The following is a 20,984-nucleotide window of genomic DNA, read 5'->3' as shown; positions in this document are numbered from 1 at the left end:
CGCATGCTCATGACACGTTACCCCTCAAAGCTGCACAAAGAGCAGCACGTCAAAAATCAGAGTAGCTGTTATTTTGTGTATATGCGAATTAATTAATATTTCCGATAAGCGATGTTTCTGGCAACGTGGGCCTTTTCGATTACGTGAGTCACTAAGCAGATGGCATCAGATATCCTGGATATTTCCGCACGATTACGCCTTGAGCCTCTTGCACAGTCACATGCGGCTGCTTTGTTTGCCTGCGTTGAACAAAACCGCTCACACCTGAGACGCTGGCTGGCATGGCTGGACAGCACTACATCCGCGGCGCACATTGATGCCTTCATCGCCAGCGAAGTCGATAAGCGCCGTTTACAGAGCGCGGCTACCTACGCGGTATTTTGTGACGATGGTTTGTGTGGGGCTGCGGGCTTTAGAACCTTGGATAAAGCTATTGGGGTCGGAGAGCTTGGTTACTGGTTGGCCGAAAATCACACTGGCAAAGGTTTGATGACCGAGGTAGCGGCGAGACTGGTAAGGCATGGCTTTGACACTCTGGCTTTACAGCGTATTGAAATTCATTGCGCTACGGAGAATCTCCCTAGCCGGAGAGTGGCTGAGTCATTGGGGGCGCGCCTGTTACATATTCAAAAGCACGCGGCTCTCTTGTACGACCACTATGTTGATCATGCGATTTATGTGTTGGATAACCCAGGATCGGAGCACTAAAGCAGCGCATTGCGCCACTTTGCGCGGGGCGAGGCATTGATCGTTTTATCGGTATAGACCGGTGTTCGGCTCCACGTGGCTCAGTGTGCTGTAGGCAAAAGCGGTATTTGCCAGTTTTTGTTTTCCGCGTCGATGACGCCATCCATTTCTTCCACGATCACTCTATCCACCACCCTTAGACCCCGTTGTGCCATGTCCGGAAAATCATCCAGGCCGTTGTTAGGGAAACCGCCGCGGGTGCGATGGATGTTAAATTTTGTGGAAAACGTCCGACCAAAAGTGTCTTCGATACCATCTCGACCTAGCAAAAATCCCAGTAATCCACCCCAGGTGGCTGCGGGGTTATCGGAGTCCCAGCCCGCCAAAACAGCGATTTTTACCGTTTCCTGATAGTCACCGTTGCCATAAAAGAGGCTGATGATACTGGCCCCAAAGTTGATGCCAGACGCGAAGCAGCCGTTGCAGAAGAGCTCTCTGGAGCTGACATCGTAACCGTCTGCCTGTTCTACCTGGTAGCGCTGGTAAAAGGCGTCGCGCGTGTCTTCCCAGCTTAAGCCGGCCTCATAGGACGTCGCTACAAAGTCATACATCTTTGCCGTGTAGCTTTGGTCAGGCAGATGCCTGCGGGCTTGCTGCCGTAGTTTTTTAAGCTGCTCGCTCAGGGTTTTCGCAGGATCGGCGGTAGCAGCCAGGGAATGCATGACGATGTAGAACTCGGCTGCCAGCGCGGCTTCACCGCGCGCTGTTGTTCGAATGGGAAGGTGAGCTAAGCGTAATGCAACATCCGGACGCCCGGGTGCGAAGAGTCCAAAAATCTCTGTGGTGAGTTGCGCGTCGATCATATCGTGATGAGGATTGAGCGCGGGATCGCTAGTCGCCGGCGGTAGCAAACCTTGCTCGCGCATGAGGTCGTGAGCCTGCTGATTAGACACCCAGAGGTAGTTCTCGGGCTCGCAGCGCTCGTTGGTGAACGGGGTGTTGTCATCGGAGTAAATGTAACGCAGCCAGCCGTCGCGAATTTGTTCGGGGCTCAATACGCTGGTTTGATACTCGAGCAGCAGGTGCTGATACATGTATTCAATATCGGTATCGTCGTCAGCACCCCAGATGCCGTCCTCGTCGGCAAATACCCAGTCGATGGTAGGGGACAGGTCGCTAGGTACGCCTTCGGACCAGATGCTCGGCTGATCAGCCTTGCCCCAGTCGTGACGTGTGTAAAACGTACCGTGAATTCCCTCGCCACCGATCTTGTCCATTTCGGTGACCAGCCCGGTCCAGTTGGCAATGCTCTGACCCAGCCAAAAGCCTTCCATACGTCGTGCGTAGTCAGACCGCGATAGGTTAAGGGTGCCTCTATCTTCAGTCTGTGCCCACGCAGACGGAGCCAAGCACGCCATTGCCACCGCGATTAGTGCAATGGCTGAGGCTTTGCGACGCATAATGCTAAACGCCTTAGCGCGGAGAAGCGTTGTTCCAGGTGCTCAGTTGTGGCTCTGACTCGATGGCCGGGGCGGCCTCAATCTTGTCCAGAGGTCCAAGCACGGCGACGATCATCCGCTCCGGGTGAATGTATTTTTGAGCCGCATCACGCACGGCTTCAGCGGTGACCGCTGCCACTCGACGGGGAAAACTTTCGGAGCGTGCATGACTTCCGAGCGTAAGCCACTCTCTGGCGTAGGCTTGGGTGGCCTCGACACCGGTTGCATAGCTATCAGCGTAGATACCATCAACCAACGCCCCCTTGGCCACAAACAGTTCAGCTTTGGTGGGCAGGGTGTCGCGAATGGCGTTCAGTTCTCTAAAGGTGATGTCTACCAGCAGTCGCACAACTTCCGGACGTCCATAGGTTCGAAAGGAATAAGATCCAGGTCCACGAACTCCAGGCTTCAAAAAGGAACTGTTGTCATTGGTCAGGCCGCGCAGTTCCCGAGAGCTTCGATAGAGACGGGAATCGAGGTGGTAGGCTCCCAAAATATAGTCCATGACCGCCAGTGCCGCTTCGTCGTCCTCAGGCACTATGGGTAACTCATGCCCAATGACTATCCAGCCCTGGATCCGATCCGCTTGAGAGAGCATCAGTTCGCGTTGTTTTGCTGGCGCGAGTGCAGGGAAGGACTCCGGGGCAGGAGCTGGGTCAGTGCTCAGTGGCTTCAGTGCCCGGCGGATATCGTTGACTGCCGCTGATCGTTTGAAGTCTCCGGCAACCGCGAGGGTCACGTTTTCTCCCACCACGTAGCGTGCGTGCAATGCCCGGGCACCCTGATTTGCAGCTAAGGCTTGTTCTGCCGTGGCGTCGCGAGTGAAGGCATGCCCGGCAAAGAGTTGTTCCTCAAACACGGCAACAGCATTAACTAATGAGTAGTTGTAATCGATGCTTGCGCTGGAGCTGCGTTGCTGGGGACCTGTTTCGGTCCCTTCAAAGCTTGGCTCGCTAAGCAGCTGGCCCATGAGCTTGAGTGCTTTATCTGAGTTGTCGGCAGTGACGTCGAGAAAAATCTCAGTAACTTCATGGTCCTGGCTGACGCTAAACTCGCCGTGCATTGCGTTTAAAGTCGCGTTGAATTCCTTTGCGGACATGGCTTGCGGGCCGCGGCGAAATGCCGCCGCCAGTGCCGCAGCATCACCAGCAGCACCATGACCGGCACCCACTCCAATATAGGCCTTGAGGGTCACCAAAGGAGCGCGATGATCTTCGGCTACGTAAGCGACGAGGCCGTTGTCCAGCGTCAGCTGCAGGGAGTCGGGATTGGGTCGTTCAAACTTCACCGCAGGCAGGCCCATGGCCTGCGGGTGCCTTGTGTCCTGCGCCACGGCTGTTGTGCAGCCAATGATACTCGCGAGCAACAGGGATGCTTTGATGCCAGTGGTGGTTTGGTTCTTAAAGGCAATCATTGCTGTTGCTCCTGTGCGGCGATGGCATGTCGGGGGCGGGCAATGCCTACACTGCGATTGTCCAAAACCAGATAGCTATTCGTCAGTCGCGCGATGTCCTTCGAATTAACGGTGTCTCGTGCAGCGAGATACTCCGGCAACGTGCGCCAGCTATCCATGGTCTGAAAATGGCCAATCTCAAAAGCCAGCGCGCTGGCATCCCGGGCAGTGCGATACCACTGCGCGCGCAGTTTGGCCTTGGCCATGTTCAATTCATCTTTATCGGAACCTTCCTTGAACGCTGAAAGCGTTTTCTCAAGCAGCGCTTCGGCCGATTGAAGCTCTGTGGCGTCAGACAGAATGAGCTCAAAATTCATGGTGCCCGGAACGCCAAAACGATCTGTATGCACAACACGGGTGTTGACGTTGACCGTTCCAGAAATGCCTGCAGTTTGCAGCGCTGCATTCAAACGCATTCTCGCTAGTTCTCCGAGGACGTCAAACATAGGGCGATCCGGGTGTCCCACAGCAGGTATCAGGTAGCGAAACTCCACTCGGGGTTTAATCTCGTCATTGCGGTAGATCAGGCGCCGTTCGGCGCCGGGTCGCGGTTCGATGGCTGGCGTACGGGTAGGTTCGGGTGCGGGCTTCATCCAGCCAAAGTAATGCTCAACTTTTGGAATCATATCTTCGATGGATACGCCGCCGATGAGCACGATGGTGCTGTTGTTGACCACAAAATACTCTTCGTAAAGCGCGCGCTGCGATGTTCGCGTGTACTCATAAAAGTCGCTGGCATAGCCTTCGGGCCAAAACACCGGATGAATCAAGCCTGCGACTGCATTCATCTGTTCATAGTAGGGCGTAGACGGCTTGTTGAGATCTCCTAAACGCTGCTCCACCAGAATCATGCGCTCCTGATCGAATTCCCGAAACACGGTATTACTCATGCGGTCCGCTTCGAGACGGAAAAACAGGTCAATACGCTCCACCGGCAAATTAATATCGAACTTCATGTATTCCTGCTCAGTGGTGGCCGTAAGATTGGTGCCACCGTAGGCCTGATACCACTTATTGATTGCGCCGTTCTCACGGTAGACCGAGGCTTCTTTTTCCAGCGCTGCAAGCTCCGCCTGCAGCTCGCGCATACGTGGGCTTGCTTCTTCATGACGATAATCATCTATAGCGCCGCGTTGGCGAATCGCGTTGCGAGCGCGATTTTTTTCTTCGATAAACTCGGCTTCGACGACTTTCATGCGCTCGCGGATGGGCTGCTCAGCCGACCAGTCGGAGCTTCCCAGGGACGGTGTTCCCTTAAACATGATGTGTTCCTGAAAGTGCGCCGCACCCAATAGCCCCGGGGTTTCATGGATGGCGCCCATGTCGGTAAAAATCTTCGCCTCCACCCGGGGGTCATCCGAGCGCTCCAGTACCAGCAGGCGCAGACCATTGTCGAAGATATGTTCTTTGATCGGTAGCTCGTAGGGTGATGCCGCTTGAGTGGAGACAGCAGATGACAGGAGCAATGCGGTGCTCAATCCGAGACTTACTGCTGGCGAGGTGAATTCAAAAGCGCGTCGGAACATACCCAGGAAGGACTTTTTCAAGCGAAGCTCACTAAGATGAAAAGGGGAGGTCAGTATAGGAGTCGTCGGCAGCTACCGACAAGCTTTGCGCTAGCTTTGTTATTGCCGGTGGTCCAGATATTCGAAGCGCTCGATGAATTCCCCCTTGATATGGTATCGCTGGCCTCTTTTGCCATAGCGGTAGTCCAGGTAACGCCGAGCGCGACGGAACACCTTGCGCATGGTGCGTGCTTCGCCGTCGCGCATGACCGCTATGAGCGTGAAGGGCGCGTCAGACATCTTTTCTTGAAGTTCGCTGCTTTCACTGCGACCGGATGCTCGAGGGCGAGCACCCAGGCTCTGTGCTACCTGTTGCCAGCGTGGGCCGTGTTTGAAGCGGATGCCTGCGATGAGATGCGCGAGTTCATGGCGGATTGTATCTTCCAGGTCTGCCGTCGCGGACGTCCCAACAAAGGTGTTGGACAGGACGATGCGGCCATCGGCATGGGCATGTCCGTAGGCTCGCTTTGCGCGATTAAAGCTTAAGGCGCTAAACGGATGCTCCCAGTGTGTGAACAATGCCGATGCCCGGCTCCGCTCGTACTCAAAGATGCTCCGAATAGACGCCTCGGTCAGCGCGTTCTCAGTCAGCAAGGCCCGCTTCCGCCAGAATTGTCAGGATGCCAATCTGTGGGCCGAGGTGTGCGTCCACGGGCTGCCACCATTCATGCAGCGAGTGTGCCTCGCCAGACTTGCCGCCGCGACTCATAGTAACCGCGGGGATGCCTTTGGAGATCGGCAGGTTGGAGTCCGTGGAGGAGATTTGCAGTGAGGGAGTGACGCCCAGTGCCTGCGAGGCTGCCATGGCGCGCTGAACCAGCGCTGAATCCACATTGCCCTTTGCTGCGGGACGGGTGCCCACACGGTCAATATCTACGGTGAGAGGCGGGCCGTCGAGGCGTCCGTCATTTTCCTGCTGCAGTGCAGTCGCAATGGCGGATTGCAGCACGGCGTCTATGTCATCAAGCTTTGCTTGACTACCCGAGCGCATATCGATTTCCATCCAGGCTTCAAAAGGTATCGAGTTAATTGATGTGCCGCCGCCGATACGGCCAACGTTGTAACTGGTCTTCTCTCCAACGCTGGTGACCGATGGTGCATTTTCGTCAAAAAGTGCAATGGCGCGCCCCAGAGCATGCTGCGGGTTGGCCAGCCCAAACGCGCCCCAGGAGTGACCGCCGGGGCCTTTAAAAGTGACGCGGTAGCGGTGCGAGCCGACGCCGCCATAGACCAGCCGCTCTGCGCTCCCGCCGTCGACGGCAATAAAGGTATCGATTTTCTCGGCGCCCTCTCGAAACAGGTATTTAACGCCGCGAAGGTCGCCAAGGCCTTCTTCGCCCACATTGCCAATAAATAGAAGGTCAGCATCAGTCTCGATGTTTGCGCTTTGAAGAGCCCCGATGACCTCTAACACGGTGACAAGTCCCCGAGTATTATCGCCGATACCGGGAGCGCGCATTTTCTCACCGTCAAACTTGACCGTGACATCAGTACCCTCGGGGAATACGGTGTCCAGGTGTGCAGCGTAGGCAACAACCTTGCTTCCGGTCTTGCCCGGGCGACGACCAATGACGTTGCCCGCGCCATCTATTTGTACGTCTTTAATGCCAGCTTCTTTGAGCATCTTTGCAAAATGCGCGGCGCGGACGTCTTCTTTAAACGGAGGGGCGGGTATCTCCGTTAATTCGATAAGCTCTTTTTGCGACTTTTCCTTGACGCCCACGACGTATTGCAGCGCCGCTTGCACGCGGGGATCTGCAGTGATGGCGCCCATCTCTGCGCGATAGTTTGCCTGCACCTCATGGCTTGGTTCTGCGGCTTGCACAGATCCGAGCATCAGGGGGAGCCAGCAGCAAAGGACTGCTGTCGGTGGCAGCGAGAATTTTAATCCGGCGAATCGATTCATAGGGTTCCCGTTAGTAGTGGTATGCCTGAAGGCACTCTTGGTCTTATGATGACAAGCTGCGCGCCGTATGTCAGCTTTCATACGGTCACAACAAATAGTAGTTGGGAGTTTTCGCCGTGAGTGCAACCATCGACCTGTATTTTTCTTTCCGTAGCCCTTACAGCTATCTTGCTGCACAACTGGCAGAGGACGCTCTGGCAGACTTTGACGTGGACGTGCGGTTTAGGCCGGTTTTGCCTCTGGCTATCCGCGAGCCCGAGTTTTTTGCCGCGGGAAACCACGATCGGGTGAGATACATTTTGGCAGATTATCCCCGGCGAGCTGAGATGCTGGGGCTGCCCGTAGGCTTCCCCAACCCGGACCCCATCGTGCAGGATATGGCGACCTTTACAATTTCTGACGATCAGCCGTACATTTTTCGGCTTACCTACCTTGGTGCCGAGGCTGAGATTCAGGGAGCGGGATTAGCCTTTGCCCGGGAAGTGTCACGTTTGATTTGGAGTGGAACGCCGTCCTGGGATCAGGGTGATCACTTGGCCGATGCAGCAAAGCGCGCGGGTCTGGACTTGAGCGCTATGGATGCCGCGATTAGCAGTGGGGATGCCCACAAGGACATCGTCGAGAAAAACCAGGAGGATCAGCTGGCTGCCGGTCATCGGGGTGTCCCGCTTTTTGTTTACAACGGTGAGCCGTTTTTTGGTCAGGACCGCATAGATTCCTTGTGCTGGCGCCTGGAAAAGGATGGACTAAAACGCTAGAAACACAGTGGTTATCTGCAATTTTTGCGGCAAAAATTTATTTCGATAACGAGGAGAGTGGGTGTGAACAGAATTCACAAAGCAGTGGTAAATGCCGGCGTAGCCCTGGCTATGGGGATCACTCCGTGGACCCTGAGCGCGGCGGAGGAAGCTGAGCCACCCAAGCCGCAGCTGATGGGGCTACAAGCAGAAGCAGCGATGGAGGTCGACAAACGCGAAAAGCAGATCCAGGAGATTATCGATAGCTTGTTTTCCTTTTCTGAACTGGGTTTTCAGGAGTTTGAAACGCAGGCCTACATGACCCGACTTTTGGAGAACGAAGGATTTACCGTAGAACAAGGCGTATCCGGTATGCCATCTGGCTGGTGGGCTAGCTGGGGAAGCGGAAAACCCGTTATTGCCCTGGGCTCAGACGTGGATGGAATACCCAAGGCATCCCAGATGCCCGGCGTGGCCTATCGTCAGCCAATGGTGGACGGTGCACCTGGACACGGAGAGGGGCATAACTCAGGTCATGGCGTGACTGTTGCTGCGGCACTGGCCGTGAAAGAAATTATGGAACGTGACGGTTTGCCCGGGACTCTGGTGATCTGGCCGGGTATCGCTGAGGAACTCGTGGGGGCAAAGTCCTACTACGCTCGTGACGGTCGTTTCAAAGATGTGGACGCCGTGCTTTTTACCCACGTGGGTCGCAACCTCCAAACGTCCTGGGGCGGTGATCGTGGTACTGGCCTGGTATCGGTGGAGTATCAGTTTAATGGCGTGGCCGCGCATGGTGCAGGAGACCCCTGGCGGGGTAAGAGCGCGCTGGATGCTGTGGAGTTGATGAACGTGGGCTGGAACTACAAGCGTGAGCACTTAAGACCACTGCAGCGCTCACACTATGTCGTTGTTGATGGCGGTGATCAGCCTAACGTGGTGCCCTCAAAAGCCAGCGTGTGGTATTTCATCCGGGAGATAACCGCGAAGCACATTCTGGAGAACTTCGAGTCGCTGCAGGAGATTGCTGAGGGCGCCGCAATGATGACCGGCACCACGGTTGAGCGACGCATAATCGGTTCTGCCTGGCCCCGGCACTTTAACAAGGTGATTGCCGAGCGCATGTATCACAATATTCAGGCGGTAGGCTTGCCTCAATGGTCTGAAGATGACCAAAAGTTTGCGCGGGCCGTGCAGGAACTCATGCAGGCTGAGGATCTGAAGGAAGAGGGTCTGGCGACGAAACTCAGTGAGTTGCAGGCGCCACCTGAGAAGCCCATTAGCGGTGGATCGGACGACATTGGCGATGTTTCGTGGAATGTGCCCACCGTGACACTGCGTTTCCCATCCAACATCCCCGGTACCATCGGTCACAACTGGTCATCAGCGATGGCCATGGCGACGCCCATTGCACACAAAGGCGCAGCTGCCGGCGCCAAGGTGTTGGCGGCGACCATGATGGACCTGATCACCGAGCCCGACTTGCTTGAAGCTGCCTGGACGTATTTTCGTGAAGAGCAGTTAAAGGATATGGAGTACGTGCCGTTCATAAGCGCCGACGACACGCCTGCGATTGAAAAGAATCAGGCAATCATGATGCAGTACAAAGATCAGTTGAAGCCGCTCTATTACGATCCTTCCAAGTACAGCACTTACCTTGAGCAATTGGGTGTGGATTACCCCCAGCTTAAGCCAAAGCGCTAGGGTTTCAGGCTTAGATAATCCTCGGGCTGCGCAAGCAGCTCGATGTTTGCATCGAGGCTGCTCAGTGCGAGTCTTCCTTCACGGATGCATATGCCGTGTCGACGCTTGTATATCCAGCGGTGTGACCTTGCGCGATCTTTGAATCGATCATTAGAAATTACATCGGCGTTTTCGCGCTTCGCCAATTCCAGAATCCATTGGTCAGCCTGAGTGCCACCAGGGACGATCACAAAGTCCTTCGCCCAGGGTGCCTCGCTGGTCAGACGGTTAAAGCACTCCCGTTGCTCGCTGCGGGCATCACTGAAAATGTAAGGCGTATTCGCGTCAAAGAAACAGCTGACTTTTCCGCCATTGCTGACCAGGTGGCTGGAGAGTGCGACTACATAGCGTAATTCGGGTCTGGCAGGCCCGTGTAGTAGTGCGATGTTCGTGCCATCCAGCACAAAGTGCCGATTCGCCAAGGGGAGGGTGAGAGTCGCCGGCTCAAACTGCGATGAGCGATGGCCAAACCAGGCAGCAAGGCGGGAAAACCGGGTCTGTGACGTCTTGGTGCTCACTCGTGGACGCGCAGCCACATGGGCTCATCGCTAGACTGCTCGGTGGCTACCGGTCCATTGCCTATAATCTGTACCACCGCATCGTTGCTGCCTTTTGCTCCATCCCAATGTGCGGCTCCTGCCGGGTGAAACATGTAGCCGCCGGCGCGAATCTCCTGCGCTTTTTCGGGATTAAATGTCGTGCCCACACCGGCATACCAGCTGCCTTCGATCACGGTGACATGTCGATCAGCGCTATGAAAATGCGGTGCGTCCATAACGCCGGCAGGGAATCGTACCCGGATGACATAAACCCCGGCTTTGGAGGGATCTCCCCGAACCACGGCAAACTGGGTGCCCAGCCCTCCCGGGACCGCTTGCCAGGTCAGTTCGCTGCTTTGAACGACCGAAAAGTCAGGTTCAGTGTCCGCGCTGTGTACCGTGGCTGCGACAAGGCTGCTCAGTATTACGAAGATTGTTTTGCCAAGTGTGACGTGCATAGACTTTTCCCAAAATTGAGGCGAGGATCGGTGTGCCTGCAAGTTGAGCATAATAGTCCGAAAGGGTCGATGGTTTGCTGTACTTGCTGGGAGTATTACTGGCTGAAGTTGTATCAGAACATAATCTAGGAGTTTTGCTTGAAAATTAGCGACAGTAACTGGTTTGAGATCGAAGAGCGCGTAAAGCACGATGACCGCTGCATACTGCCGCTGGGTAGTACGGAGCAGCATGCTTACCTAAGCTTGTCCGTCGATTCCATTTTGGCGCAAAAGATGGCGGTAGATGCGGCTGAGCCCCTGGCAGTGCCGGTGTTTCCTGCGCTGCCTTTTGGCGTGACGCCTTACTTTATGGGCTTTCCGGGCACGGTTTCTCTCACTATGTCGACCTACGAGTTAGTCCTGCGCGAGATTTTGGACAGTCTGTATACGCACGGCTTTCGGCGGGTGTTGATTGTTAACGGCCATGGGGGCAATAGTCCCGTGCAGGAAGCATGCGCCAAGTGGGTGAGTGACAACCCCGGCACTGCCTGCCGGTTTCATGACTGGTGGCGAGCCCCCAAAACCTGGGCAGCAGTAAAGGCCGTCGATCCTATCGCCTCGCATGCCTCATGGATGGAGAATTTTCCCTGGACGCGCTTGGCCGGCCGCGAGATGCCTGGTGAGCAAAAGCCTTATGTTGACTTCGAGCGTTTGCGAGACAGCAATCCTCAGGAAGTGCGTGCGTTGATAGGTGATGGTAACTACGGCGGTGAGTATCAAAAATCCGATGAAATCATGGGTGACATCTGGGATGTCGCTGTGGCCGAGACCCGTGAACTCTTAGAGGGAGATTGGGTTTGACCGGTACCCATGATGAGGACCCGATTCTTATCTGGGGCGCGGGAGCCATAGGCGGCGTAATCGGAGCTTATCTGGCGCGAGCGGGACAAGCCGTACATATGGTGGACATTGTTCAAAGCCATGTAGAAGCGATGCGCGGCGAGGGCTTGTCCATAGAGGGACCGGTGGAAGCGTTTCGACAGACACTGCTTGCTGATACCCCCGAGACTTTAAAAGGGCGTTTTCGACGGGTGATTCTCGCAGTGAAAGCCCATCACACTACAGCCGCTTTGGATCAACTTTTGGAACATTTGACTGATGATGGCTTTGTGGTGTCGGCGCAGAACGGCCTGAATGAGAAACTCATAGCCGAGCGCATTGGTAGTGAGCGGACTCTGGGTTGTTTTGTGAACTTTGGCGCCGACTGGCTTGAGCCGGGTCGGATTCTTTATGGAAACCGCGCCGCTGTTGCTTTGGGTGAGCTCGACGGAACTGTGACGCAGCGTCTGTCTGATATGCATAGACTTTTTAGCATCGTGGAACCCAATGCGGTGTTGACCGATAACATCTGGGGTTATCTTTGGGGGAAGTTAGGTTATGGCTCTCTACTCTTTGCCACGGCTCTGACGCCGGAGTCTATGGCGGATGCCATGGCATCGCCGCAGCATCAAGCGGTTTACGCCAGCTTGGGCAAGGAAGTGATGCGCCTCGCCGTGGCTGAGGGCGTGACGCCTCTTGGTTTTAACGGCTTTGATACTCAGGCTTTTATCGGCGAGGACCAAGAGGGGATTGCGCAGTCAATTGAAGCGATGGTTGCGCATAACCGCAATACAGCTAAAACCCATTCGGGTATTTATCGCGATCTTGCCGTACGCAAGCGTAAGACAGAGGTGGATGCGCAAATGGGCATAATGCTGGAGATCGGCGCGAATCATGGAATACCCACTCCGGGTATCGCGGGGCTCTGTGCGTTCATTCATGACATCGAAGAGGGTCGACGGGTCCAATCCATGGACTTGCTGGATGAGATGTTGTCCCTATGCGCTTGAACCTCGAAAACAAAGTAGTGGCGGTAACAGGGGCTGCCCAGGGTATTGGCGCAGCAATTGTTAGAGGACTCCTTGCGGAAGGCGCAAAGGTGGCGGCCATCGATATTGATGCCCAGGGGCTTGCCCCTTTAGCTGCCCTGAAAGGCGTGAGTTGTTTTTCAGGAGACCTGTCTTGTGCTGATGATGCCCGTGGACTTTGCCAGGAGGTCATTGACTCCCTGGGTACGGTCTATGGCCTGGTCACGGCAGCGGGCGGTGTGCGCGGACAGGCCGGCAGGCCATTGGAAGAGGTGGATGAGTGTGACTGGCACAGGATATTTTCCGCAAATGTTGACGCTGCAATGTGGTGTGCCCAGGCTTTTGCGCCAGGGATGAAGGCGATGGGTGAAGGGCGCATTGTGACCATATCCTCAGGCGCGGGCTTGCGGCCCAGTCTGACAGGTATACAAGCTTACGCCGCCGCCAAGCATGCTTTGGTGGGTTTAACACGCCAGCTCGCTCTCGAGCTTGGCCCCGATGGTATTAGCGTTAATTCGGTGGCGCCGGGCTTTGTTTTGTCTAACCCTACCACGCAGAGGCAGTGGGACGCGTTTGGTGCTTCTCGTCAGGAGCAAATCATCAACTCCATACATATGCGACGTCTTGGCTGTGGAGAGGATATTGCCAATGCTGTGGTGTTTCTCTGTTCTGAGTCCGCCAGTTGGATTACCGGGCAAATTTTATCGGTAGATGGCGGGCACGCGTAAGCCAAGTGCGCCAGATCCCATAGCGTTCCAACTGTCACTTACGGTCTGTGTCTCTGTCCGCTGAGATCAATGCATTTACAGTGTCGAGGCCTCTATTATCTGGCAGGACACGTTTTGTCCTCTGGCTAGAACGTAGTCCTTCGTCGCCACCTACAGATACCGGAGTTCAATCTTATGATTCCCAGAACCGTCTTTGAAGAAGAGCATGAAATGTTTCGCAGCAGTGTGCGGCGTTTTCTTGAGGAAGAAGTCATGCCCTTCCACGCGCAATGGGAAAAAGATGGGCAGGTTGATCGCGATCTATGGCGAAAGGCCGGGGCTCAGGGTTACCTCGTTCCTCAGGCGCCGGAAATTTACGGTGGCGCCGAGGCTGATTTTCGCTACAACGCGGTGATTGACGAGGAAGTGTCCCGATCCGGCTGCACTGGCTTGGGCTGGGGTGTGCACAGCGATATCGTCGTACCGTATTTGATGAACTATGGAAGCACTGCGCAAAAAGAGCGTTACATAGCCGCTTGCGTAAGAGGTGACATCGTAACTGCCATTGCCATGACAGAGCCCGGGACAGGCTCAGATTTACAGGGCATTCGCACCACGGCCATCGCTGATGGTGACGATTACCTGATCAATGGCTCCAAGACATTTATCACCAATGGACAGCATGCTGACTTGATTGTCGTGGTCTGCAAAACGGATCCCAGCGCGGGGGCAGCAGGGACCAGCCTTATTTTGGTGGAAGGGGATGCCGATGGATTCGAGCGGGGCCGAAACCTCGATAAGGTTGGCATGAAGGCGCAGGACACCTCGGAACTGTTTTTTAGTGATGTGCGTGTACCAAAAGAAAATCTACTGGGGGAAGCGGGCAAGGGCTTTGCTTACCTCATGCAGGAGCTTCCCCAGGAGCGTCTCTCCATTGGCATTATGGCTATGGCGGCATCTCAAACAGTCTTGCAGCAAACTATCGACTACGTCAAAGAGCGCACAGCTTTTGGTAAGCCCATTGCGACTTTTCAGAACACGCAGTTCAAACTCGCCGAATTGGACACTGAATTGACCAGTGCGCAGGTTTTTATGGATCGCTGTCTCGAACTGCTCGTGCAGGGCGAGTTGGACACGGTGACTGCCTCAAAGGCGAAGTTATTGGGTTCCGAACTGCAATGCCGCATTGTAGATGAGTGCGTGCAGTTGCATGGTGGCTACGGTTTTATGTGGGAATACCCTGTCGCCAGAGCGTTCGCCGATTCCCGGGTTCAGCGTATTTACGGTGGCACCAGCGAGGTCATGAAACTAATCATTGGACGTTCACTCATCGCAGACTAAACTGCTCTAGCGGATTTAATTTTGGCCAAGCGCCTTTGACAATGCATTTTATAACGAGAGAAACCACGCTTTATGATTAATCTGAAGAGCTTAGCAATAGCGAGCTTGGCAGCAACCAGTTGTCTGCTCAGCTTTGGGGCACAAGCCGCCGATAAGCCCAATATTTTGGTGCTGTGGGGTGATGATGTAGGTGTTTGGAACACCAGCGCCTATAACCGAGGCGGTATGGGTTACCAAACGCCCAACATCGACTCCATTGCAAACCAGGGCGCGCTGTTTACCGATATGTATGCACAGCAATCCTGCACCGCAGGGCGAGCTTCATTTATTCTGGGTCAACAGCCTTTCCGAACCGGCTTGCTGACCATTGGCATGCCGGGTAGCGATCAGGGTATTCCGGATTGGACACCGACCATCGCCGACCTGCTAAAAGAGCAGGGTTACAAAACCGGGCAGTTTGGTAAAAACCACCTGGGCGATCAGGACAAGCATCTACCTACCAATCACGGTTTTGATGAGTTCTTTGGCAACCTGTATCACTTGAATGCCGAAGAAGAGCCAGAAACCTACTACTACCCCAAGGATCCGGCCTTCCACGAGAAGTTTGGTCCTCGTGGGGTTCTTCACTCCTATGCCGATGGAAAAATCGAAGACACGGGTCCCCTCACACGCAAGCGTATGGAGACAGTGGATGGCGAGTTTGGCGGCGCCGCCAAAAAGTTCATGGCGGCTGCGGTAAATGAAGACAAGCCTTTCTTCGTGTGGATGAACTTTACGCGGATGCACGTTTGGACCCACCTTCAGGAAAAGTACAAAGGCAAGACGGGCATTAGTTTGTATGCCGATGGCATGGCGGAACTTGATGACATGGTCGGCAGCTTTCTAGATGAGCTAAAAACTCTGGGTGTAGACGACAACACGATTGTAATTTTCTCGACGGATAACGGCGCAGAAAAATTCACCTGGCCTGATGGCGGTGCCTCGCCTTATCGTGGTGAGAAGGGTACGACCTGGGAAGGTGGTATGCGTGTGCCTCAAATGGTGAAGTGGCCTGGCACCATTAAGCCAGGAACTATCTACAACGACATCATGAGTCAGGAAGACTGGATGCCAACGCTATTAGCGGCAGCGGGCGTGCCTGATGTGAAGGAGCAACTCGCATCCAAGGGCGGTATGCGCGCCAACGGGAAGAAGTTCCGCGTGCATCTTGATGGCTATAACTTCAAGCCATATTTTGAAGGTGCAGAAGAGAAAGGTCCGCGCAGAGAAATTATGTACTTCGCAGCCAGTGGAATGCTAAATGCTATTCGCGTTGACGATTGGAAGGTCGCATTTGCCATTGAACGCGGCCCCATTAATGAAGCCTATCGTGAGACACCGGCGTGGCCTGTGATTACTAATCTGCGCGCTGACCCATTCGAAAGTGCCTATTCAGAATCAGGTATGTACGTGAGGTGGTATGCCGACAATATGTGGCTCATGGTTCCGGCTCAGGGCTTCGTGCAACGATTCTTTGCAACGCTAGAAGGCTTTCCATTCCAGGCGGGCGGATCGCTGAGTGCAAGCAATATTGGCTACGGTACGCTGGAGCGCCAAAAGGCCATGGGCAGTCTCAAGGCTCTTATGGACCTGTCGATACAGAACTAGCTAAGCGCAGTCTATTTACCCAAGCCCGGGCAGTGAATCGCCCGGGCTTTTTTGTGGCGACTATTGGTGTCTGAAGGTTAGCGGAAGGTCAGTCGAGAAGCCCCTGAGCTTTGAGGTCACCCACCAGGGAGGCGATCACGTCGTGACGAAGCTTGTCGGTTGATCCTGCCTGAATGGTGTCGGAGACGGCTTGCCACATGTGTTCTTTGGTCTTCGCAACGTAGAGATCTGCGATCACCTCGTGAGTCGTATTCGTTGTCCATACCGGCTGCTGGTAGGCAACTTCGTATGCGTGGCCGTAATAACCGCCGAAGCCGCCGTAGTATCCCGCGCCATACATGGGCGTTACACCATAGTAGATAGTACCCGGGTGATAAATTTCTTCGGAGACAGCTCCGACGTAGCGGGTGACGAGAACAGTATCAAGATTGTTTTGTTCGGCGATGGCAACTACGTCGTCCGCACTGGCTTTGTCTTTACTGATAAGAGTGTGCGCAGCCACGGCATTAACGCCGTGCCCAGCAAGCGCTCTGGCAAACATGTTTTCGAAGATTATGCGGTTTTCGCGGTTTTGGGCAACGCCAATGACCAGCACTCCCTGTAAGTCGAGTTTGCTCAGTAGCGGATCAACATAAGAGCGGGTGATAGTAGAGTTATTGGAACAAGCAGCTATGAGTGCAACAAATAGAGCGACAACGATCAGGCGCAGACGATCAAGCGGAAGACAAAGGCGATGCTGTGACACGAGTGGATTCCTCGACAAATGCGATAAGCATACCGCTAATTACCTGACTTTCGCTTTATAATCTCGCCCCTTGCAGGCCGCGCAGCGGTTTTCGCGGGGTTTGCGTTTGTGAGCGGGTATCGTCACGGCGATTCACGAAACGTATTTTGGGTGAATAAACGGGTTCTGAGCTCACAAGTTTTGATGTCGAATTTTTCATGAAGCGCTTGCTCATTAGGCTGCTGGTTGTTTTTGTACCGGGCACCGCCTGGTCCTTTGGGGACCTGCGGACGCTCGATCCCGAAGACCGTCGCGGCGAGTGGTCTTTTGGCTTCGCCTACATTCTCGAAAATTCGATTTATGCCGGGGATGAGCGTGACAGCACAGACCTGGTGCCCGTGTTTACCTATAGCGGTGAGCAGTTTTTTCTGGACAGCACCGACTTTGGTTGGCATGCGATCGATAACCAAAACTGGCAGCTTGATGTGTTTGCCAGCTACTTTACGCAGGGATACAACGATCACTCCTTCTTCAGTGAGACTGGCGGCGTACGTCCCCCGAATGATGCGCTCAAAGGTATGGAGCGCAAGAATACAGTCGAAGGTGGCCTCGAACTCACAAGAAAGACGGATTTCGGGCGTTTTGGCTTGCAGCTCCGACAGGATATGCACGGTGTGCACGACGGCGGCGAAGTGCGCGGACGTTGGGCAAAGGTAGTTAGAGGAAGTAACTGGCAGCTTGAGCCCTGGGTGGAGTACAGCTGGCTGTCCGCGGACAAAGCGGATTACTACTTTGGCGTGCGCGATGAGGAGGCCTCCGACAGCAGACCTTCCTATCTTGCAGACTCCGGGAGCTCCTGGGCAGTCGGCCTTGCGGGCAGATACTCCCTATGGAAGCACCATCAAATCAACGCAAACCTTAGTTATCGGGCCTATGCAGGGGATATGGTCGATAGCCCCATCGTTGCCAACGACAGTGGTACCAGCTTTCAGGTGGGATATCATTATGAGTTCGGCGGTGAAAAAATCCCTGCTCATGATGATGGATTTAACTTTGTAACAAACAATGCCAGGCCCAGCTCTGTGAGGCTGGCCTACGGCTGCACCACTGAGACAAAGTTTGTGGAGATCATGCAGGGCGATATCAACTGTGCCGATTTAGATACGCATCTTGCAACCGCCTTTGTGAGTCGCCAGCTCACAGAGAGTATGCTGACACTGCCCATCGAGGGTTGGCTTCAGCTGGGGCTGGGGCGGCGTTTTCAGAACGATGTGCAGAGTGATTTTTGGGAGGGGGTTTTCGCGTTCAAAGCGCTGTTCAGACAATTCCCCTGGTCAGACAGTGTCGAGACCCGGGTAGGATTTTCTAACGGTTTGTCCTACGCTGGTCGCGTTCCCGCGCTGGAGATTGACAAGGCCGAGCGCAAAAACCGGCGACAAAGCCACCTACTGCATTATCTGGAATTTAGTGTGGATGTTTCCGTAGGAGATATAGTGAGCGCAGATAGCCTCCGAGATCTGTTTGCCGGCTTTTATGTGCATCATCGCTCGGGAATTTTTGCCAGTTCCAACTACTACAAAAACGTAGACGGCGGCTCCAACGTTAACATCCTCTATCTTGAGTGGGAATTTTAAAGAAAGGTATATTAAACAATGCGTTATAGTTTTTTTGTCATGTCATTTCTTGGTTTTGTGCTGGGCGTGCAAGGTGCCCAGGCGCAACGGGCGGGCCAGTCCATCAGCGTGCAGTATGGAATTGTCACAGGGGGTAGTCAGGTCGATCTCAACTCTGGTGCTGTACCCAGTGGCGCAGTAGTGGGGGGCGCCCTGGGATTAGCTTCTGCAAGAGGCAAAAAGTCGAGTAAGAAAGCCCGCAACACGCTGATCGGCGCTGTAGCCGGTAGTGCGGTAGCCGGCGCGGCTCAGGGTGACACCCGAGGGATGGTTTATAAGGTTGCACTGACAGGGTCTGCGGGCGAAATGCAGGTAGTTACTGATCAGCGAGAAATTCGTGTGGGTGACTGTGTAGCGGTGGAGCGAGCTGGTGAAACCGCGAACCTGCGACGGGTCAGCGACGGCTATTGCGAAGCGTCCAATGCGCGCGCCGTTGCGGAACTGGCAGATGAAAGCGCTGAGGAGGCCAGCGAGTGTCAGGCCGCCAAACAGGCGGTGGTCGATGCCAGTACCGTAGACGCGGCGGAGCTAGCGGCAGTAAAAATGCGCTTGTTGTGCAGTGACTAATGATTTGAGATTTCAATTTGTATTGCGATTTTCTCCGGCGGTGCATTACATGACAGCGCTATAATTCGACTTTGAACGAACGGGTTACATACTTATGAGCGGTAATACTCGTATTCCAGTGGTTGATGTATCAAGCGGTGAGAAATACGTTAACGATCGTGGGATGTCGGTAATCAAGGATGGCATCAAAGCCAGTTCCAGGGACTCTGCACGTCTACCCAAACCAAAATGGTTGCGGGCAAAAATTCATGGCGGCGAGACCTATGAGCGGGTCAAGAGCATAGTCCACGAGCACCGCCTGGCTACAGTCTGCGAGGAGGCCAAGTGCCCCAACATGAGTGAGTGTTGGAGTGCAGGTACGGCGACCATCATGCTGATGGGAGACGTCTGTACTCGAGCATGTCGCTTCTGTGCCGTAAATACAGGGAACCCGAAAGGCTGGCTTGATGCTGAGGAAGCCGAAAACACCGCGCGTTCTGTGCAGCTCATGGGTCTTAAATATGTGGTTTTGACCTCCGTGAACCGCGATGACTTGCCCGATGGTGGGGCGGGGCACTATGCCGCTTGTGTTCGTCGTGTGAAGGAGGTCAATGCGCAGACCGCTGTTGAAGCGCTCACGCCGGATTTTCTTGGCAATTTTGCGGACGTCGAAACTGTCGTTGACAGTGGCATCGAAGTGTTCGCTCAAAACGTGGAGACTGTTCGTCGCCTGACTCATCCGGTCCGGGATCCAAGGGCAGGCTATGAGCAAACGCTGGAGGTGCTTGCTCACGCTAAAGCCTATCGCCCGGATGTATTGACCAAGACTTCGCTGATGTTGGGCTTGGGCGAAACTGAGGACGAGATTCGAGAGGCCCTGGAAGATCTCCGCGAGGCGCGCGTAGATATCGTCACCTTTGGCCAGTATCTGCAGCCCACGGCGCACCATTATCCGATAGAGCGCTACGTCACCCCGGACGAATTTGCGACCTATCGAGAGTGGGGGCTTGCCATGGGTTTTCTGGAGGTTGTTTCCGGGGTGTTGGTGCGATCCAGCTACCGGGCCGAGCAGGTCCTTGAGAAGAACAACGTAGGCCTAGGCTAGCTTAGCCCAGGCCCCCGGCCTTGTTTACTCGTTCTTACCTCTAGCCTGCAGAGCGAGAAGCCCATCGTGTATCTGCTTTGCCCAGGCGTTAAAGTTACTGCGCACTTCCGCCATGTTGCTCACGCTGTTGTTGATACCCCACATGTTGGAGTTCACCCGGCTGCGCGTGTCCTTGATAATAGCCAAAGGCTCTCCACTGTCACCGTCTGCGATCATAATGGCGATAGACATGCTGCCGCTGCCTTGGGTAATAACCGTGCTGCGCGCTGTCGTGCGAGACATCTGATCATCTTTCGGGCCTGAAGGTGCAATGCGTGTGAGCATGCTCTCGAGCTTGATAACGTCATCACCACCTTCCTGTGCGATTTCAAAGGCGCCGCCGTCTGTTAAAGCTTTACTCATGGATTCCCTAAAGGTGCTTTGCAGCTTTTCCTTGTCAGCGTCAGTCAATTCCCACTCGCGATTAAAGCGATTGGCCATACTGCTATTGCTGTCGGGCTGAATGACTTCGACGTTCTCCAGATCCAGCGGTGCAATATAGACCTTGCGATAGCGCGTGTAATCAGCTGTGGGATCCACATAGGCAAGATCTACTCGGGCGTTATCAACTTTGGCGAGCTCGCCCATAATGGTCTCAGCATTTTCGCCGCTCTGAATGCTCGGTTGCTCGGCACAGGCTGCCAGCAAAGCTACGGGTAAGGCTAAGCCAAGTATTACTTTTGGGAACTTGCGGTAAGTTTTCATAATGTGTAGTCCATACAGTTAGCG

At 54.5% G+C, this 20,984-nt stretch carries 20 protein-coding genes; 11 read left to right on the top strand and 9 right to left on the bottom strand.

Going from position 1 to position 20,984, the window contains the following annotated elements; all coding sequences use genetic code 11:
- Positions 1–159 precede the first annotated feature (159 nt).
- On the top strand, positions 160–708 hold the full coding sequence (locus tag R0135_RS04375) for a GNAT family N-acetyltransferase (protein ID WP_407349034.1): 549 nt from the start codon (positions 160–162) through the stop codon (positions 706–708).
- 80 nt (positions 709–788) lie between these two features.
- On the opposite strand, the gene R0135_RS04370 is transcribed toward R0135_RS04375, so the two are convergent.
- The 5 genes from R0135_RS04370 to R0135_RS04350 form a co-directional block, all read right to left on the bottom strand.
- Positions 789–2,147 carry an ADP-ribosylglycohydrolase family protein gene (locus R0135_RS04370; protein ID WP_407349033.1) on the bottom strand — a complete coding sequence of 453 codons (1,359 nt, stop codon included), beginning with the start codon at positions 2,145–2,147 and terminating at the stop codon, positions 789–791.
- A gap of 13 nt (positions 2,148–2,160) precedes the next feature.
- Positions 2,161–3,600, bottom strand: coding sequence for a M16 family metallopeptidase (locus tag R0135_RS04365; protein WP_407349032.1), 1,440 nt, complete (start codon positions 3,598–3,600; stop codon positions 2,161–2,163).
- Complete coding sequence (locus tag R0135_RS04360; protein WP_407349031.1) at positions 3,597–5,186, bottom strand: M16 family metallopeptidase; 1,590 nt, start codon at positions 5,184–5,186, stop codon at positions 3,597–3,599. Before R0135_RS04360 ends, R0135_RS04365 begins: the two co-directional genes overlap by 4 nt.
- Positions 5,187–5,264: 78 nt before the next feature.
- The gene (locus tag R0135_RS04355) at positions 5,265–5,798 is read right to left on the bottom strand and encodes a SprT-like domain-containing protein (RefSeq protein WP_407349030.1); all 534 of its coding nucleotides are present in this window, start codon (positions 5,796–5,798) and stop codon (positions 5,265–5,267) included.
- Positions 5,788–7,110 carry a M20/M25/M40 family metallo-hydrolase gene (locus R0135_RS04350; RefSeq protein ID WP_407349029.1) on the bottom strand — a complete coding sequence of 441 codons (1,323 nt, stop codon included), beginning with the start codon at positions 7,108–7,110 and terminating at the stop codon, positions 5,788–5,790. The genes R0135_RS04355 and R0135_RS04350 overlap by 11 nt, the downstream gene beginning before the upstream one ends.
- 116 nt (positions 7,111–7,226) lie before the next feature.
- Here R0135_RS04350 and R0135_RS04345 point away from each other — a divergent pair, with 116 nt between their 5' ends.
- Together R0135_RS04345 and R0135_RS04340 are read left to right on the top strand one after the other, a co-directional pair.
- Positions 7,227–7,868 (top strand): 2-hydroxychromene-2-carboxylate isomerase, encoded by a 642-nt coding sequence (locus tag R0135_RS04345; RefSeq protein WP_407349028.1) that lies wholly within the window; start codon positions 7,227–7,229, stop codon positions 7,866–7,868.
- Positions 7,869–7,931: 63 nt separating this feature from the next.
- Positions 7,932–9,551 carry an amidohydrolase gene (locus tag R0135_RS04340; protein WP_407349027.1) on the top strand — a complete coding sequence of 540 codons (1,620 nt, stop codon included), beginning with the start codon at positions 7,932–7,934 and terminating at the stop codon, positions 9,549–9,551.
- On the opposite strand, the gene R0135_RS04335 is transcribed toward R0135_RS04340, so the two are convergent.
- Positions 9,548–10,108: an NYN domain-containing protein gene (locus R0135_RS04335; protein WP_407349026.1), complete on the bottom strand. Its 561-nt coding sequence runs from the start codon at positions 10,106–10,108 to the stop codon at positions 9,548–9,550. The two genes, R0135_RS04340 and R0135_RS04335, sit on opposite strands and share 4 nt — an antisense overlap.
- On the bottom strand, positions 10,105–10,587 hold the full coding sequence (locus R0135_RS04330) for a cupin domain-containing protein (RefSeq protein ID WP_407349025.1): 483 nt from the start codon (positions 10,585–10,587) through the stop codon (positions 10,105–10,107). Before R0135_RS04330 ends, R0135_RS04335 begins: the two co-directional genes overlap by 4 nt.
- A gap of 138 nt (positions 10,588–10,725) precedes the next feature.
- On the opposite strand from R0135_RS04330, the gene R0135_RS04325 reads away from it, so the two are divergent.
- The 5 genes from R0135_RS04325 (at position 10,726) to R0135_RS04305 (ending at position 16,168) form a co-directional block, all read left to right on the top strand.
- Positions 10,726–11,427 carry a creatininase family protein gene (locus R0135_RS04325; protein ID WP_407349024.1) on the top strand — a complete coding sequence of 234 codons (702 nt, stop codon included), beginning with the start codon at positions 10,726–10,728 and terminating at the stop codon, positions 11,425–11,427.
- Positions 11,424–12,455 (top strand): ketopantoate reductase family protein, encoded by a 1,032-nt coding sequence (locus tag R0135_RS04320; RefSeq protein ID WP_407349023.1) that lies wholly within the window; start codon positions 11,424–11,426, stop codon positions 12,453–12,455. Before R0135_RS04325 ends, R0135_RS04320 begins: the two co-directional genes overlap by 4 nt.
- Positions 12,446–13,201: an SDR family NAD(P)-dependent oxidoreductase gene (locus tag R0135_RS04315; RefSeq protein WP_407349022.1), complete on the top strand. Its 756-nt coding sequence runs from the start codon at positions 12,446–12,448 to the stop codon at positions 13,199–13,201. The genes R0135_RS04320 and R0135_RS04315 overlap by 10 nt, the downstream gene beginning before the upstream one ends.
- Before the next feature lie 174 nt (positions 13,202–13,375).
- A complete protein-coding gene (locus tag R0135_RS04310) occupies positions 13,376–14,521 on the top strand; it encodes an acyl-CoA dehydrogenase family protein (protein ID WP_407349021.1) in 1,146 nt (381 codons plus the stop codon).
- A 105-nt stretch (positions 14,522–14,626) separates the two neighbouring features.
- The gene (locus R0135_RS04305; protein ID WP_407349020.1) at positions 14,627–16,168 is read left to right on the top strand and encodes an arylsulfatase; all 1,542 of its coding nucleotides are present in this window, start codon (positions 14,627–14,629) and stop codon (positions 16,166–16,168) included.
- 88 nt (positions 16,169–16,256) lie between these two features.
- Here R0135_RS04305 and R0135_RS04300 read toward each other — a convergent pair whose 3' ends face one another.
- Positions 16,257–16,913 (bottom strand): hypothetical protein, encoded by a 657-nt coding sequence (locus tag R0135_RS04300; protein ID WP_407349019.1) that lies wholly within the window; start codon positions 16,911–16,913, stop codon positions 16,257–16,259.
- A 197-nt stretch (positions 16,914–17,110) separates the two neighbouring features.
- Here R0135_RS04300 and R0135_RS04295 point away from each other — a divergent pair, with 197 nt between their 5' ends.
- The 3 genes from R0135_RS04295 (at position 17,111) to lipA (ending at position 20,216) form a co-directional block, all read left to right on the top strand.
- Positions 17,111–18,526 carry a MipA/OmpV family protein gene (locus tag R0135_RS04295; RefSeq protein ID WP_407349018.1) on the top strand — a complete coding sequence of 472 codons (1,416 nt, stop codon included), beginning with the start codon at positions 17,111–17,113 and terminating at the stop codon, positions 18,524–18,526.
- A gap of 18 nt (positions 18,527–18,544) precedes the next feature.
- Entirely contained in the window at positions 18,545–19,132 is a 588-nt protein-coding gene (locus R0135_RS04290) for a hypothetical protein (protein ID WP_407349017.1), read from the top strand.
- Positions 19,133–19,226: 94 nt separating this feature from the next.
- Positions 19,227–20,216: a lipoyl synthase gene (gene lipA / locus R0135_RS04285; protein ID WP_407349016.1), complete on the top strand. Its 990-nt coding sequence runs from the start codon at positions 19,227–19,229 to the stop codon at positions 20,214–20,216.
- Between the two features lie 24 nt (positions 20,217–20,240).
- On the opposite strand, the gene R0135_RS04280 is transcribed toward lipA, so the two are convergent.
- Complete coding sequence (locus R0135_RS04280; protein WP_407349015.1) at positions 20,241–20,960, bottom strand: DUF3313 family protein; 720 nt, start codon at positions 20,958–20,960, stop codon at positions 20,241–20,243.
- Between the last annotated feature and the right edge of the window lie 24 nt (positions 20,961–20,984).

It is taken from the genome of Congregibacter variabilis, from assembly GCF_045689235.1.
Lineage (GTDB): Bacteria > Pseudomonadota > Gammaproteobacteria > Pseudomonadales > Halieaceae > Congregibacter > Congregibacter variabilis.
Note: the sequence above shows the minus strand (reverse complement) of the source record. Positions and strands in the feature narration are given on the sequence as shown.

What these genes read in the sequence shown, in the direction of transcription:
- R0135_RS04375 (WP_407349034.1), top strand. Translation starts at nt 160, where the DNA reads ATGGCATCAGATATCCTGGATATTTCCGCACGATTACGCCTTGAGCCT.
- R0135_RS04280 (WP_407349015.1), bottom strand. Translation starts at nt 20,960, where the DNA reads ATGAAAACTTACCGCAAGTTCCCAAAAGTAATACTTGGCTTAGCCTTA.
- R0135_RS04295 (WP_407349018.1), top strand. Translation starts at nt 17,111, where the DNA reads ATGAAGCGCTTGCTCATTAGGCTGCTGGTTGTTTTTGTACCGGGCACC.
- R0135_RS04310 (WP_407349021.1), top strand. Translation starts at nt 13,376, where the DNA reads ATGATTCCCAGAACCGTCTTTGAAGAAGAGCATGAAATGTTTCGCAGC.
- R0135_RS04290 (WP_407349017.1), top strand. Translation starts at nt 18,545, where the DNA reads ATGCGTTATAGTTTTTTTGTCATGTCATTTCTTGGTTTTGTGCTGGGC.
- R0135_RS04330 (WP_407349025.1), bottom strand. Translation starts at nt 10,587, where the DNA reads ATGCACGTCACACTTGGCAAAACAATCTTCGTAATACTGAGCAGCCTT.
- R0135_RS04365 (WP_407349032.1), bottom strand. Translation starts at nt 3,600, where the DNA reads ATGATTGCCTTTAAGAACCAAACCACCACTGGCATCAAAGCATCCCTG.
- R0135_RS04350 (WP_407349029.1), bottom strand. Translation starts at nt 7,110, where the DNA reads ATGAATCGATTCGCCGGATTAAAATTCTCGCTGCCACCGACAGCAGTC.
- R0135_RS04370 (WP_407349033.1), bottom strand. Translation starts at nt 2,147, where the DNA reads ATGCGTCGCAAAGCCTCAGCCATTGCACTAATCGCGGTGGCAATGGCG.
- R0135_RS04315 (WP_407349022.1), top strand. Translation starts at nt 12,446, where the DNA reads ATGCGCTTGAACCTCGAAAACAAAGTAGTGGCGGTAACAGGGGCTGCC.
- lipA (WP_407349016.1), top strand. Translation starts at nt 19,227, where the DNA reads ATGAGCGGTAATACTCGTATTCCAGTGGTTGATGTATCAAGCGGTGAG.